Annotated in this window: 12 protein-coding genes; 9 read left to right on the top strand and 3 right to left on the bottom strand. The window is 62.8% G+C overall.

The window, feature by feature from the left end; all coding sequences use genetic code 11:
* Nucleotides 1-204: 204 nt before the first annotated feature.
* On the top strand, nt 205-1,179 hold the full coding sequence (locus tag ACCO56_RS30920; RefSeq protein ID WP_433644795.1) for a threonine ammonia-lyase: 975 nt from the start codon (nt 205-207) through the stop codon (nt 1,177-1,179).
* Nucleotides 1,180-1,246: 67 nt separating this feature from the next.
* On the opposite strand, the gene ACCO56_RS30915 is transcribed toward ACCO56_RS30920, so the two are convergent.
* The gene (locus ACCO56_RS30915) at nt 1,247-3,721 is read right to left on the bottom strand and encodes a heavy metal translocating P-type ATPase (protein ID WP_433644794.1); all 2,475 of its coding nucleotides are present in this window, start codon (nt 3,719-3,721) and stop codon (nt 1,247-1,249) included.
* 256 nt (nt 3,722-3,977) lie between these two features.
* On the opposite strand from ACCO56_RS30915, the gene ACCO56_RS30910 reads away from it, so the two are divergent.
* Entirely contained in the window at nt 3,978-4,178 is a 201-nt protein-coding gene (locus ACCO56_RS30910; RefSeq protein WP_433644793.1) for a heavy-metal-associated domain-containing protein, read from the top strand.
* Nucleotides 4,179-4,325: 147 nt separating this feature from the next.
* Nucleotides 4,326-5,948 carry an ABC-F family ATP-binding cassette domain-containing protein gene (locus tag ACCO56_RS30905; RefSeq protein WP_433644792.1) on the top strand — a complete coding sequence of 541 codons (1,623 nt, stop codon included), beginning with the start codon at nt 4,326-4,328 and terminating at the stop codon, nt 5,946-5,948.
* A gap of 159 nt (nt 5,949-6,107) precedes the next feature.
* On the opposite strand, the gene ACCO56_RS30900 is transcribed toward ACCO56_RS30905, so the two are convergent.
* Both ACCO56_RS30900 and ACCO56_RS30895 read right to left on the bottom strand, forming a co-directional pair.
* Nucleotides 6,108-6,248, bottom strand: coding sequence for a BBE domain-containing protein (locus ACCO56_RS30900; RefSeq protein ID WP_433644791.1), 141 nt, complete (start codon nt 6,246-6,248; stop codon nt 6,108-6,110).
* A gap of 357 nt (nt 6,249-6,605) precedes the next feature.
* Nucleotides 6,606-6,935 carry a hypothetical protein gene (locus ACCO56_RS30895; RefSeq protein ID WP_433644790.1) on the bottom strand — a complete coding sequence of 110 codons (330 nt, stop codon included), beginning with the start codon at nt 6,933-6,935 and terminating at the stop codon, nt 6,606-6,608.
* A gap of 314 nt (nt 6,936-7,249) precedes the next feature.
* Between ACCO56_RS30895 and ACCO56_RS30890 the strand changes: the two genes are divergently transcribed.
* Genes ACCO56_RS30890 through mnhG form a run of 6 tightly spaced genes read left to right on the top strand, consistent with a single transcriptional unit; the run spans nt 7,250 to nt 13,247 of the window.
* Nucleotides 7,250-10,159, top strand: coding sequence for a monovalent cation/H+ antiporter subunit A (locus ACCO56_RS30890; RefSeq protein WP_433644789.1), 2,910 nt, complete (start codon nt 7,250-7,252; stop codon nt 10,157-10,159).
* Nucleotides 10,159-10,503, top strand: a complete 345-nt coding sequence (locus tag ACCO56_RS30885) for a Na+/H+ antiporter subunit C (protein WP_433644788.1) — start codon at nt 10,159-10,161, stop codon at nt 10,501-10,503. The genes ACCO56_RS30890 and ACCO56_RS30885 overlap by 1 nt, the downstream gene beginning before the upstream one ends.
* A complete protein-coding gene (locus ACCO56_RS30880; RefSeq protein WP_433644787.1) occupies nt 10,500-12,110 on the top strand; it encodes a monovalent cation/H+ antiporter subunit D in 1,611 nt (536 codons plus the stop codon). The genes ACCO56_RS30885 and ACCO56_RS30880 overlap by 4 nt, the downstream gene beginning before the upstream one ends.
* Nucleotides 12,107-12,592, top strand: a complete 486-nt coding sequence (locus tag ACCO56_RS30875; RefSeq protein WP_433644786.1) for a Na+/H+ antiporter subunit E — start codon at nt 12,107-12,109, stop codon at nt 12,590-12,592. The genes ACCO56_RS30880 and ACCO56_RS30875 overlap by 4 nt, the downstream gene beginning before the upstream one ends.
* On the top strand, nt 12,589-12,870 hold the full coding sequence (locus ACCO56_RS30870; protein WP_433644785.1) for a K+/H+ antiporter subunit F: 282 nt from the start codon (nt 12,589-12,591) through the stop codon (nt 12,868-12,870). Before ACCO56_RS30875 ends, ACCO56_RS30870 begins: the two co-directional genes overlap by 4 nt.
* On the top strand, nt 12,867-13,247 hold the full coding sequence (gene mnhG, locus ACCO56_RS30865; RefSeq protein ID WP_433644784.1) for a monovalent cation/H(+) antiporter subunit G: 381 nt from the start codon (nt 12,867-12,869) through the stop codon (nt 13,245-13,247). The genes ACCO56_RS30870 and mnhG overlap by 4 nt, the downstream gene beginning before the upstream one ends.
* Nucleotides 13,248-13,274: the final 27 nt, after the last annotated feature.

The raw sequence follows: 13,274 nt of genomic DNA, 5'->3' as shown, positions 1-13,274 counted from the left end.
AATGATCGCTTCTCTTTCGACCGCCGGCTGAACAGCATCGGTTAACACTATCTGCCTAGGGTCGCATATCGCGGCCCTTTTTTGCGTTTCGGCACGATGTTCACCGGCACTCGGCGACATCCGCCCGAGGGAGCTTCCAAGCTTGCGATCGCCGCTCAATCTCTTACTGTGAGCGAAAGGCATGGTTAGGAGAGGGGGGCCCCAGTGGTCAGCTTACCTACATCGGCAGATGTCGGCGACGCGGCCCGCGCGATTGCCGGTGTGGCGTTTCGGACGCCGCTTCTGACCTCTCCCGCGCTTGATGCCGTCACCGGTGCCAGGGTTTTTCTGAAGCCGGAGATGCTGCAACGAGGCGGTGCATTCAAATTTCGCGGCGCGTATAACCGTCTCTCCCGTATCCCCGACAGCGGCAAATCGGCCGGTGTCGTGGCAATGTCCTCGGGAAATCATGCGCTCGGCGTCGCTACGGCCGCCAACTTGCTCGGTGTCCGCGCAACCATCCTGATGCCCACTGACAGCCCCGCTGTGAAACGGGAGCGCACGGCGGCCGCGGGTGCGGAGATCGTGCTGTTCGATCGCGACAAGGACGACCGTGTCGCCATGGCTCACGTCATCGCTGGGGAGCGCGGTGCGGTCGTCGTACCGCCATATGATGACTTCTTCATCATCGCCGGGCAGGGCACGGTCGGTCGCGAAATTGTCGAGGATCTGGCGAAGTCGAAGCTCACGCCCGACGCGGTTCTTGTCTGCTGCGGAGGCGGCGGGCTGCTCGCCGGAATCGCATTGGCCGTCCACGCGCAGGCGCCGTCGACAAAGCTCTATTCGGTGGAGCCGGAAGAGTTTGACGACCACGCCCGGTCGTTTGTCGCAGGCGAACGACTTGCCAATCGGAAAACCTCCGGCTCGCTTTGTGATGGATTATTGGCCCAGATGCCGGGTGAACTCACCTTTGCAATCAACAAGCAGCACGTCGCCGGAGGACTGGTCGTGTCGGAGGAAGAGGTCAAGCGGGCTATTGCGTTTGCGTTTCGTGAACTGAAGCTGGTCGTGGAGCCGTCCGGAGCGGCTGCACTGGCTGCCTTGCTGAGCAAGCGCCTCGACGTCAGGGACCAAACGGTGGTGGTCGTTATGACCGGTGGGAATGTCGATCCAGGTCTCTTCGCCGAACTTATATGTTGAATAGCCGAGCCGTCGGTCCCCTGGCCGATCGAAGGGGCGGACTGCGGTGCAGGCCGCCCCCGAACTGTCACTCCGCCGGGGCGAGCCGAAATTGTCCGGCCGGCACTTCCTCCCGAACCTCTGCGGTGACAGGTGGGCGAAATGCTTTTAGCCTCAGGGCATTGCCCAGCACGAACACGCTCGACAATGCCATGGCGGCGGCTGCGAAGATCGGCGACAGCAGTATGCCATAGGCGGGGTAGAGCGCACCGGCCGCGACGGGGATCAGCGCCGCGTTGTAGGCGAATGCCCAGAACAGGTTCTGCTTGATGTTGCCGATCGTCGCGCGGCTCAGCGCAATGGCGTTGGGCACGCCGAGCAGGTCACCCGACATGAGCACGACATCGGCACTTTCGATCGCCACATCCGTGCCGGTTCCGATGGCGATGCCGACATCGGCCCTGGCCAGCGCCGGCGCGTCGTTGATGCCGTCGCCGACGAAGGCCAGCTTGCGGCCGCCCTGGCCGAGGCGTTCCAGCGCTGTGACCTTGCCGTCGGGCACGACTTCCGCCACGACGTCGTCGATACCGAGCTTGCGCGCGATCGCCGCCGCCGTATGACGGTTGTCACCGGTGATCATCGCGATCTTCAGGCCGAGCGTGTGGAGCGCGGCGATCGCCTGCGGCGTTGTCTCCTTGATCGGATCTGCAACCGCCAGGATCGCAGCCAGCTTTCCGTCGATGGCAGCATAAAGCGGCGACTTGCCCTCATTGCCGAGATCCGCAGCGGCCTTCGCGAAGGGAGCGACGTCGATACCGAGCGCCGCCATGAGGCGGTCGGCACCCACCTCGACCAGACGGCCGCCTACCTTCGCCCTGACGCCCATGCCGGGTGCCGCCTCGAACTCTTGGGCGGATGAAACCGTCAGGTCGGAGCTCCTGGCCGCTTTGACGATCGCCTCGGCGATCGGGTGCTCGGAATGCGTCTCGACGGCTGCGACCATCGACAGCACCTCTTCACGGTCGAAGCCGTCGGCGGTGATCAGGTCGGTCAGTTCTGGGCGCCCCTTGGTGAGCGTTCCTGTCTTGTCGACCGCAATGATCTCGACGCCTTGCAGCTCCTGCAGCGCTTCACCCTTGCGGAAAAGGACGCCCATCTCGGCGGCGCGGCCGGTGCCGACCATGATCGAGGTCGGCGTCGCCAAGCCCATTGCGCAAGGGCAGGCGATGATCAGCACGGCGACCGCGTTGACGAGCGCAAAGGCGAGCGCTGGGTCGGGGCCGAAAGCAAGCCATATCAGGAAGGTGGCGCCGGCGATTGCCATCACCGCCGGCACGAACCAGGTCGTGACCTTGTCGACCAGCGCCTGTATCGGCAACTTGGAGCCCTGCGCGGCTTCTACCATCCGGATGATCTGGGCAAGAACCGTATCGGCGCCGATCTTGGTGGCGCGGAAGGAGAAGGAGCCCGTCTTGTTCAGTGTGCCGCCGACGACTTCGGCTCCGACGCCCTTCGCGACCGGCACCGGCTCCCCCGTGATCATGGATTCGTCGACATAAGACGAGCCTTCAACGACTTTGCCGTCGACGGCCACCTTTTCGCCGGGGCGCACGAGCACGACGTCACCGACCACGACCTGGTCGAGCGACAGTTCGACGGCCTCGCCATTGCGCTGGACCCGTGCTGTCTTGGCCTGCAGCCCGACAAGCCGCCTGATCGCCTCGCTGGTGCGCCCCTTGGCTTGCGCCTCCAGCGTGCGGCCGAGCAGGATGAGAGTGACGATGACCGAGGCGGCCTCGTAATAGACATTGGCCGTGCCTTCGGGCAGAACCTGCGGAACGAAGGTCGCGACCACGGAATAGCCCCATGCCGCCGCCGTTCCCACCGCGACCAGCGAGTTCATGTCGGGGGCGCCGCGCAGCAGAGCAGGCACGCCCTTGCGGAAGAAGCGCAGGCCCGGCCCGAAGAGCACCAGCGTGGCAAGCGCGAACTGCAAGTACCAGCTCCGCTGCATGCCGATGTTTTCCATGACGAACATGTGGATGGCCGGCACGAAATGGGAGCCCATCTCCAGCACGAACACCGGCAGGGTCAGCAGCGCGGCAAAGCGCAGTGCACGGCGCAGGTCAGTCAGTTCCTTCGCTCGAGCTTCGGCCTGACGATCACGTGTATCGGCATGGGCGATCCGGCGCGTCTCGTAGCCGGCTCGGCGCACGGCTGCTTCCAGATCCGCCACGCCGGCAACACCTGAGGCCACCTGAACGGAAGCCTTCTCGGTGGCAAGATTCACGGTCGCCTCGGTGACGCCGGGCACTGCCTTCAACGCCGCCTCGATGCGGCCGACACAGGAAGCGCAGCTCATGCCCTCGATGCCGAGTTCGACGGTTTCCAATGACGCTTCGTAGCCGGCGTCTTCGATAGCGCGGATCACCGCCTGCGGATTCGGAACTCCGGCGAAGGAGACGTCGGCGCGTTCGGTCGCGAGATTGACCGAGGCGGAAGCAATTCCCGGCGCAGCACGAATCGCCCTCTCGACGCGTCCGACACAGGATGCGCATGTCATCCCCTCGATCCGGATGCTGATCGGGCCGCGCCGACGCGCGATTCGCCGGTCTTTCCTTTTGCAGTCTCCATTGGTTCACGTCCCTTTTTCGTCAACTGCCGCTTCAGATAAACCTTCCAGTGATGGGAAGGTCAAGGGCGAGAACAAGCCGATCGTACCCCACTGGTCTTTTCGCGATCATGCCGAACTGGGTGTTGACCTTCCTATCACTGGAAGGTTTACGGCTCTTGTCGTCGAACACATTTTGGAGACCAACATGCATCGTTTCAGCGTTCCCGAGATGACTTGCGGGCATTGCGCCGGGCGGATCGAAAAGGCGGTGAAGGACGTGGATCCACAGGCCGAGATCACGGTCGACCTCGCCAGGAAGGAGATTGCGGTCCGCACCCAGGCCGAGGGAGACCGGTTGTCCGGCGCGATCCTCTCGGCGGGTTACGCCAATCGGCCGCTCGGCTGAGGGAGACTTCCTGCCTCGCCTCGTTTCTGGCAAGCGCGCTGTGACACCGGGAACTCTTGCGCGAGCGCAGGAGCGATGGTCTAAGGCCGGGCTCCCAAAAGTCGCGACCAACATGCAGTTGCCGACGAAATCCCAGGCTGGAAACTCATGATCCGTCTCGAAAACATCGGCAAGCAGAACGGAAAGCAGATCGTCTTCATCGAGGCCTCGGCCGCGATACAGCGAGGTGAGAAAGTCGGCCTTGTCGGCCCGAACGGCGCGGGCAAGACCACACTGTTCCGCATGATCACCGGCGAGGAACATCCCGACGAGGGCCAGGTCGCCATCGATCGTGGCGTCACCATCGGGTATTTCAGCCAGGATGTCGGCGACATGGCCGGGCGAAGCGCGGTCGTCGAGGTCATGGACGGCGTCGGCCCCGTCAGCGCGCTAGCGGCGGAGATGGCCGAACTCGAACTGGCCATGGGCGATCCCGACCGTGCCGACGAGATGGACGAGGTCATCGCCCGCTATGGCGAGGTGCAGGGCCGCTTCGACGAACTTGATGGCTATGCGCTGGACGGTCGCGCCCGTGAGGTCCTGGATGGCCTGGGATTCAGCCAGGAGATGATGAACGGCGATGTCGGCAAGCTCTCCGGAGGCTGGAAGATGCGCGTTGCTCTCGCCAAGATCCTGCTGATGCGGCCCGACGTGATGCTTCTCGACGAACCAAGCAACCACCTCGATATCGAAAGCCTGATCTGGCTCGAGAGTTTCCTCAAAGGGTTCGATGGCGCGGTACTCATGACCTCACACGACCGGGAGTTCATGAACCGCATCGTCGGCAAGATCATAGAGATCGATGGCGGTTCCCTCACGTGCTATTCGGGCGACTACGAATTCTATCGTCAGCAACGGGCGATCACCGAAGTCCAGCAGCAGGCGCAATTCGAGCGCCAGCAGGCGATGCTCGCCAAGGAGATCGCCTTCATCGAGCGGTTCAAGACGCGGGCATCGCACGCTGCCCAGGTGCAAAGCCGGGTCAAGAAGCTGGACAAGATCGAAAAGGTCGAGCCGCCCAAGCGCCAACAGACGGTTCGGTTCGAGTTCCAGCCCGCGCCACGCTCGGGCGAAGACGTCGCCACGCTGAAAAACGTCCACAAGAGTTATGGCAGCCGCAGGATCTATGAATCGCTCGACTTTCAAATCCGCCGACGCGAGCGCTGGTGCGTCATGGGCGTCAACGGGGCGGGCAAATCCACCCTGCTGAAGCTTGTCGCTGGCGCATCGGAACCCGACGACGGCACGGCCGTGCGCGGCCCGAGCGTCAAGATGGGCTATTTCGCACAGCACGCCATGGAACTGCTCGACGGGGAGCGTACCGTCCTCGAAACGCTCGAGGATTCGTTTCCGCAGGCTGGGCAGGCGCCTCTACGGGCACTTGCTGGCTGCTTCGGTTTCTCCGGCGACGAGATCGAGAAGAAATGCCGGGTGCTCTCGGGCGGCGAGAAGGCGCGTCTGGTGATGGCGAAGATGCTCTTCGATCCGCCGAACTTCCTCGTGCTCGACGAGCCGACCAACCATCTCGACATCGCCACCAAGCAGATGTTGATCGAGGCGCTGTCGCGCTTCGAGGGCGCGATGCTCTTCGTCTCGCATGACCGCCATTTCCTTGCCGCGCTGTCGAATCGGGTTCTCGAACTTACCTCTGACGGTATCCACACCTATGGCGGCGGCTACATAGAATATGTCGAGCGCACGGGGCAGGAGGCGCCCGGCCTCCGCAGTTGATCGCGCGGTCCGTGATTTGGGTTGGATGGCCGTTTGTGCGCCCAATCCAGACTTAAAAGCATGTCTCCCGAAAGTGTGCAGGGGGTTCGGGAAAAGACATGCACAGATCAAGAACCTACAGCGTGTCGCGTGAATCCTTTTTCACGCACGCCCTAGGCGTCAGCCCGGCCTGATATTCTGGTTCACGCTGAACAAGTTGGCCGGGTCGCATTTGCCTTTCAAGGAAACGAGGCGGTCGTAGTTGTCGCCATAGGTAGCCCTGAGGCGACTATCGTCCTCATCGTCCATCAAGAAGTTCACGTAGCCGCCGCGATCCGAGTAAGGGTGGGATGGCCTCCAAATAGCCCTTCGTCCAGCGGGTGATGTCGCCCGTCTTTTGCGGGTTGGCGTCGATCGCGAACGTCAGGTTATGAGACCCGCCTTGAATGTCTACCTGTGGCGCAAAGGAAGAAGGCTGGCTGCGCATCCGTGGCGACGGAGGAACACGCAGGAAGGAACCACCCCGGTGACGGCGCGTTCAAGAGTTGGATGCCCCGGCTTAAAACGGAATGCGTCACATGAAGTATGATTTCGGTCCCCGCGATAGCGTCATGGAAGCCGCTTGGCTGATCGCCGTTCCGGCTACGCTGGTATTGACCGTGCTGATAGCCGGTTTGATTATTCTTTGATTTCCGGCGCTTCGTCGCGCCGGATAATTTCGTGGAAGTTTTCCCGGACACCCGGCCGATCCACCGCGACGACCAGCGCAAGCTGGTTCCTATCGAAGATCTCGAACCATTCATTCCATTCGACCAACTCTATGCCGCCGGTATTGGGTGCGCGTTCGGGCCGGTCCTGATCCTGGTAGGCGGCCTGGTCGAACACGATCCGCAGCATAGGCTGCGTGCCGCTCTCCGCCGATACGTCGACGACGCCAGGGGAGCCCATGCGCGCAGCCGCCCAATCCCGAATTTCCTCGTGGTCCGTCAACGTAACAGTACTCGCCATGTCGTTTTTTCTCCAATGGGGGCCCGCGTCCTATCAATCTGGGGCGGCCGGTCGGAGCGGCAAGGGGAGAATGCGGCGTCATACCGCCCCTGCGGAAGCGGTTTATTAACCGGGTTCTGGTTGACGAGGGGTGCGGGTGTGCGTTTGATACCTTTCGTGATCGGCCTGACTCGCATGGCTGCGCCGAATCGCCTCCAAAATGCTGTTGTCGGCCAGGAGTGTCTCCTCTGGCGGACCCGGCTCTTGCGGCAGGTGGGTCTCTCCGCGCCGTATTGCGCTCCGCATATGAAACACTTGGGTGACCGTCCCGACGAATGATCGATGAAAACCTCCTCCTGCTGCTGATTTTTCTGCCGTTTCTGGGAAGTGCGTTCGCCGCAATGCTTTCGGCAAACGCCCGCAACACGGAGGCTTGGCTTTCAGGATTCGTTTCTGCGTTGGCATTCGCGGCGGCAGCGTTCCTCTATCCCACAATTTCCTCGGGAACAGTGGTGCGTCGCGAGATCGCGTGGCTGCCCGAGCTGGGGTTGAATTTCACGCTGCGCATGGACGGCTTTGCCTGGCTGTTCTCGATGCTGGTCACCGGCATCGGCTTCCTGGTGGTGCTATACGCCCGCTACTACATGTCGCCCAAGGACCCGGTGCCGCGCTTCTTCTCCTTCCTGCTCGCCTTCATGGGATCAATGCTGGGAGTGGTGATTTCCGGCAATCTCATCCTGCTGTCGATTTTCTGGGAACTGACCAGCATCTTTTCCTTCTTGCTTGTCGGCTACTGGTATCAGAACGCTTCAGCCCGCGATGGAGCGCGCATGGCGCTGACGATCACCGGCATCGGCGGCTTCTGCCTGCTGGTCGGACTCATTCTCGTCGGCCACATCGCCGGCAGCTATGATCTGGACGTGGTGCTGGCGGCCGGCGACCGGATTCGTTCGCACGAGCTCTACACGCCGGCGCTGCTTCTGATCTTCCTGGGGGCCCTCACAAAAAGCGCGCAGTTCCCGTTTCATTTCTGGCTTCCCAACGCGATGGCAGCGCCGACGCCTGCATCGGCCTATCTGCATTCCGCGACGATGGTGAAGGCGGGTGTTTTCCTGCTTGCCCGGTTCTGGCCGGTCATGGCCGGCACGGACCAATGGTTCTTCATTCTCGGCGTCGCAGGCATGGTCACGTTGGTGCTCGGCGCCTATTTCGCGATTTTTCAGCAGGATCTCAAAGGGCTGCTTGCCTATTCTACGATCAGCCACCTCGGCCTGATCACCATGCTCCTCAGCCTCGGCAGTCCGCTGGGCCTTGTGGCGGCGATCTTCCATATGATCAACCACGCCACCTTCAAGGCATCGCTCTTCATGGCTGCCGGCATCATAGACCACGAGGCCGGAACGCGCGACATGCGTCGCTTGAGCGGCCTGTTCAGCTCTATGCCGATCACCGCTACGCTGGCCATGGTGGCAAGCGCCGCCATGGCCGGAGTGCCTCTGCTCAACGGCTTCCTGTCCAAGGAGATGTTCTTCGCCGAGGCGGTCGAGACACATCGGGCCTCGCTGCTCGACACGATCACGCCCTATGTCGCTACCATCGCGGGCGCCTTCGCCGTCACCTATTCGGTGCGGTTCATTCATACCGTGTTCTTCGGGCCAAAGCCGGTCGATCTGCCGCACGAGCCCCACGAACCGCCGCACTGGATGCGCTTCCCCATCGAAGCTCTGGTGCTCGCGTGCCTTGTCGTCGGAATCATCCCCGGCCTTTCCATCGGCCCGTTCCTGCACACGGCGGTGGTCTCCGTCCTCGGTGACAGGACGCCGCAATATAGTCTCGCCGTCTGGCATGGCTTCACCCTGCCGCTGATCATGAGCATCATCGCCATGGTCGGTGGGTTGTTGCTCTACGCGCTCCTGCGGCGTTACCTCGCTTATTGCGAGCCGGACCCGCCGGGCGTGCGCGGCCTCAAGGGCCAACGCATCTTCGAGCGCCTCCTTGTCACCGTCTCCTGGCGCTGGGCGCGCTGGGTGGAGACGCATCTCGGGACCCGCCGCCTGCAACCGCAGTTGCGCCTGCTTGTGGCCGCCGCTTTGCTAGCCGGGGCGTGGCCGATCCTGACAAGCGGTCTCGCGCTCAAATTGCCGGCCGTCGCCGGCTTCGATCCGGTCTTCGCCATAATCTGGGTGGTCGGCATCGCTTGCGCGGTCGGCGCTGCGGTGCAGGCCAAATACCACAGGCTGGCGGCGTTGATCCTGATGGGCGGCGCGGGTCTCGTCACCTGCATCACCTTCATCTGGCTCTCCGCGCCCGATCTTGCCGTGACGCAGCTTCTCGTTGAGGTCGTCACCACGATTCTCATTCTGCTCGGCCTGCGCTGGCTGCCGAAGCGGCTTGAAAGGGTCGACACCGTGATCAGTATTGCCGGCCGGTTGCGCCGCTATCGGGATGCGTTGCTCTCGATAGTCAGCGGCGTAGGCGTGGCCGTCATCGCTTATGTGATGATGACCAGCCCGGTGCCGCAGACGATCGGCGACTTCTTCCTCGAACGGTCCTATCCGGAAGGCGGCGGCGCGAATGTCGTCAATGTCATCCTTGTCGACTTCCGAGGTTTCGACACGATGGGCGAAATCACCGTTCTCGCTATCGTGGCACTCACCGTCTTCGCGCTGCTGCGTCGTTTCCGGCCGGCGGCGGACAGTATCGAGGTGCCAGAGCAGCAGCGCGACCAGAACAAGTTCGACGACGCCGAACCCGATCGCGAGATCGGCGAAACCCTGCGTGAATACCTGATGGTGCCGTCGGTCATCATGCAGTGGATGTTCCCGGTGATCATCACGCTTGCCGTCTTTCTGCTCCTACGCGGTCACGACCTGCCGGGCGGCGGCTTCGCCGCGGGCGTGGCCATGTCGATCGGCTTCATTCTGCAATATCTGGCGGGTGGCGCGCGCTGGGTGGAGGACCGCCTTCGCATCCTGCCCGTGCGCTGGATCGGCTTCGGCCTCATGCTCTCGGCGTTGACGGGCATCGGAGCTTGGCTGTTCGGCCTGCCGTTCCTCACCTCCTATTTCCGCTACCTGGAACTGCCGCTGATCGGCAAGGTGCCGATGGCTTCGGCCCTGCTGTTCGATCTCGGCGTGTTCTTCCTGGTGGTCGGCGCCACGGTGCTGATGCTGGTCGCCATCGCCCACCAGTCGCTGCGCAGCTACCGCGTCCGCGATGCCTCCAAGGCCGAGGAGCAGCGCTGATGGAACTCGTGCTCTCGCTCGGAATAGGTGTGTTGGTCGGGTCGGGTGTCTGGCTGCTGCTGCGGCCGCGCACCTATCAGGTCATCATCGGGCTCGCTCTCTTGTCCTATGCCGTCAATCTTTTCATCCTGAGCATGGGCCGGCTGTGGTCGAACGCGCCCGCCGTGGTCGAACCAGGCGTCCCGGTCGATCCCAGCGCCTACGCGGATCCGGTGCCTCAGGCTCTTGTTCTGACGGCCATCGTCATCAGCTTCGCGACGACGGCTCTCTTCCTCGTTGTGCTGCTTGCATCGCGCGGCCTGACCGGCACGGATCACGTCGATGGCAAGGAGCCCGAAAGATGAATCTGGCTCCGCAACATCTTGTCATCGCCCCGGTCATCATCCCGCTGTTGGCGGGAACCCTTCTCCTGTTTTTCGACGACCGGGAAAGGCGGCTCAAGGCGACCATTTCCGTCATGGCGACAGTGGCGTTGCTCGGCGTATCGATCTTGCTCCTGCGCACCGCCCATTTCGAGAAAGGTCGGATAGCCGTCTACCTGCTCGGCAACTGGCCGCCACCATTCGCTATCGTCCTGGTGCTGGACAGGCTGTCAGCGATGATGCTGGCGCTGACGTCGGTGCTCGCGATCCCCGCGCTGGTCTTTTCTTTCGCCCGCTGGCACAAGGCAGGTCCGCATTTCTACACGCTGTTCCTGTTCCTGCTGACGGGGCTGAATGGCGCATTCCTGACCGGCGACCTCTTCAACCTGTTCGTTTTCTTCGAGGTCATGCTTGCGGCCTCCTACGGTCTGGTGCTGCACGGTTCAGGCCCCTTTCGAGTCCGCGCCGGACTGCACTACATCGCGGTCAATCTTGCGGCCTCGCTGCTGTTCCTGGTCGGGGTATCGCTTATCTACGGGGTGACCGGCACGCTCAATATGGCCGATCTCGCCTTGCGCATCCCTCAGGTGACGGCGGAAAACCGCATGATGCTGGAGGCCGGCGCCGCGATCCTCGGCGTCGCTTTCCTGGTGAAGGCCGGTATGTGGCCGCTGAGCTTCTGGCTGCCGACCGCCTATACCGCGGCGGCGGCGCCGGTGGCCGCGGTCTTTGCCATATTGAGCAAGGTCGGCGTCTACACGCTGCTGCGCCTTTCCCAGCTCTTCTTCGGCGAGAATGCCGGAGCTTCGGCCGGTTTCGGCTCCGATGTGCTGCTGTTCGGCGGCATGGCGACGATTACGTTCGGCATGATCGGCGTGCTCGCCTCGCAGGCGCTCGGGCGGCTCGCGGGCTTCTCCATCCTGGTTTCCTCGGGCACGCTGCTTGCTGCCATCGGACTATCGCAGAGCGGCGTCACTGCCGGCGCCCTGTTCTATCTCGTCAGTTCAACTCTCACTATTGGTGCCTTCTTTCTGCTCATCGAGCTCGTCGAGCGTGGACAGGATGCCGTCGCCAACGTGCTTGCCGTTACCATGGAGGTCTATGGCGAGGGTGACGAGGAGGACGAGGAGGAAGAGGTGGGCCAGGCCTTCCCCGGGACGATTGCCGCTCTCGGCATCGGGTTCGCGGCCTGCGGCATGCTGCTTGCCGGCCTACCCCCGCTGTCGGGCTTTGTCGCCAAATTCGCCATGCTTTCGGCAATGCTCGCTCCGCAAGGGGAGGGCGGCATCATTCCCGCGATCTCATGGTGGGTGGTCTCCCTCATCATCCTGTCGGGCGTATCGGCGCTGATCGCAATGAGCCGTGCCGGCATCCGCGCCTTCTGGGCGCCGGTCGAAGCGACCGCGCCACGGGTGCAGATCATCGAATTCGTGCCTGTGGCGGCGCTGCTGGCGCTCACCGTGGCGCTCACTGTCGGGGCCGGACCAACGATGCGCTTCATGGAGGCGACAGCTGCGAGCCTGCAGAACCCCGCCTATGTGGAAGGGGTGATGGAGGCGCCGAGGATACCAAGAGAGGCGCGGCCATGAGCAAGGTCTTTCCTTACCCGCTGTTGATCGTCTCGCTCGTGGTCATGTGGCTGCTGCTGACCAGCTTCTCGCCTGGTCAGCTCATCGTCGGCACCGGAGTTGCGCTGCTCGCCGCACAGGGCATGGCCGCGCTCAATCCGGCGAAGCCCAGGATCCGACGCTGGGGCCTGCTACCCAAGCTGGTCGTCATCGTGCTTTACGACATCATACGATCCAATATCGCGGTCGCGCGGCTGATCCTGAGCGAAGGCGGTCATCGCCGTGTTTCCGGTTTCCTTACGATCCCGCTCGAATTGCGCAGTCCGATGGGCCTCGCAGTGCTCGGCGTGATCATCACCAGCACGCCGGGCACCGCCTGGATCGATTACAATTCGGCACGTGGCACGCTTCTCCTTCACGTCTTCGATCTCGTCGACGAGCAGGGCTGGCGCATGCTGATCAAGCAGCGATACGAGCGGCTGCTGCTGGAGATCTTCCAATGAGCGCCGTCATCCTTTTCTGGGCTGTTATGTTCGCGCATGTGGCGCTGGGGCTCGCGATGGGGCTCGCGCTTTACCGCATGCTGCGCGGCCCACGCGCGCAGGATCGTGTGCTCGGCCTCGACGCGCTTTATCTCAATTCCATGCTCCAGCTTCTGGTTTTCGGTATACGAAGCGAAAGCACGATCTATTTCGAAGCTTCCCTCATCATCGCGGTGCTCGGGTTCGTGGCAACCGTGGCTCTTGCCAAATTCCTGATGCGTGGCGAGGTGATCGAATGATTCATGCCGCGGACCTTCCCCTCTGGGGCGCTATTTTGGTTGCGTTCTTTCTCGTTCTGGGCTCCGGCCTGACGCTGCTCGGTTGCATTGGCCTCGTGCGGCTGCGCAGTTTCTACGACCGAATCCACGCGCCGACACTCGGCGCAAGCTGGGGAACGGCCGGGATCGTCATGGCCTCGATGATCCTGTTCACGATGCTGGAATCGCGCCCGATCCTGCACGAGTTCCTGATTGGCATCTTCGTTACGGCCACGACACCGGTGACTCTCATGCTGCTTGGCCGCGCCGCGCTCTACCGCGATCGCGCGGAGAACAGCCCGGAAGTCCCGCCCGGCGACGTTCTCGGGCTACGCAAGAAGGACGAGGCGCAGGGCTGAGACGCGTCAGGTTTCCGCGATTTGTGG

The sequence above is a fragment of the Mesorhizobium sp. 1B3 genome (assembly GCF_050958605.1).
Lineage (GTDB): Bacteria > Pseudomonadota > Alphaproteobacteria > Rhizobiales > Rhizobiaceae.
This window is presented reverse-complemented; position numbering and strand designations above follow the sequence as displayed.

What these genes read in the sequence shown, in the direction of transcription:
- mnhG (WP_433644784.1), top strand. Translation starts at nt 12,867, where the DNA reads ATGATTCATGCCGCGGACCTTCCCCTCTGGGGCGCTATTTTGGTTGCG.
- ACCO56_RS30885 (WP_433644788.1), top strand. Translation starts at nt 10,159, where the DNA reads ATGGAACTCGTGCTCTCGCTCGGAATAGGTGTGTTGGTCGGGTCGGGT.
- ACCO56_RS30910 (WP_433644793.1), top strand. Translation starts at nt 3,978, where the DNA reads ATGCATCGTTTCAGCGTTCCCGAGATGACTTGCGGGCATTGCGCCGGG.
- ACCO56_RS30895 (WP_433644790.1), bottom strand. Translation starts at nt 6,935, where the DNA reads ATGGCGAGTACTGTTACGTTGACGGACCACGAGGAAATTCGGGATTGG.
- ACCO56_RS30880 (WP_433644787.1), top strand. Translation starts at nt 10,500, where the DNA reads ATGAATCTGGCTCCGCAACATCTTGTCATCGCCCCGGTCATCATCCCG.
- ACCO56_RS30875 (WP_433644786.1), top strand. Translation starts at nt 12,107, where the DNA reads ATGAGCAAGGTCTTTCCTTACCCGCTGTTGATCGTCTCGCTCGTGGTC.
- ACCO56_RS30915 (WP_433644794.1), bottom strand. Translation starts at nt 3,721, where the DNA reads ATGACATGCGCATCCTGTGTCGGACGCGTCGAGAGGGCGATTCGTGCT.
- ACCO56_RS30890 (WP_433644789.1), top strand. Translation starts at nt 7,250, where the DNA reads ATGATCGATGAAAACCTCCTCCTGCTGCTGATTTTTCTGCCGTTTCTG.
- ACCO56_RS30905 (WP_433644792.1), top strand. Translation starts at nt 4,326, where the DNA reads ATGATCCGTCTCGAAAACATCGGCAAGCAGAACGGAAAGCAGATCGTC.
- ACCO56_RS30870 (WP_433644785.1), top strand. Translation starts at nt 12,589, where the DNA reads ATGAGCGCCGTCATCCTTTTCTGGGCTGTTATGTTCGCGCATGTGGCG.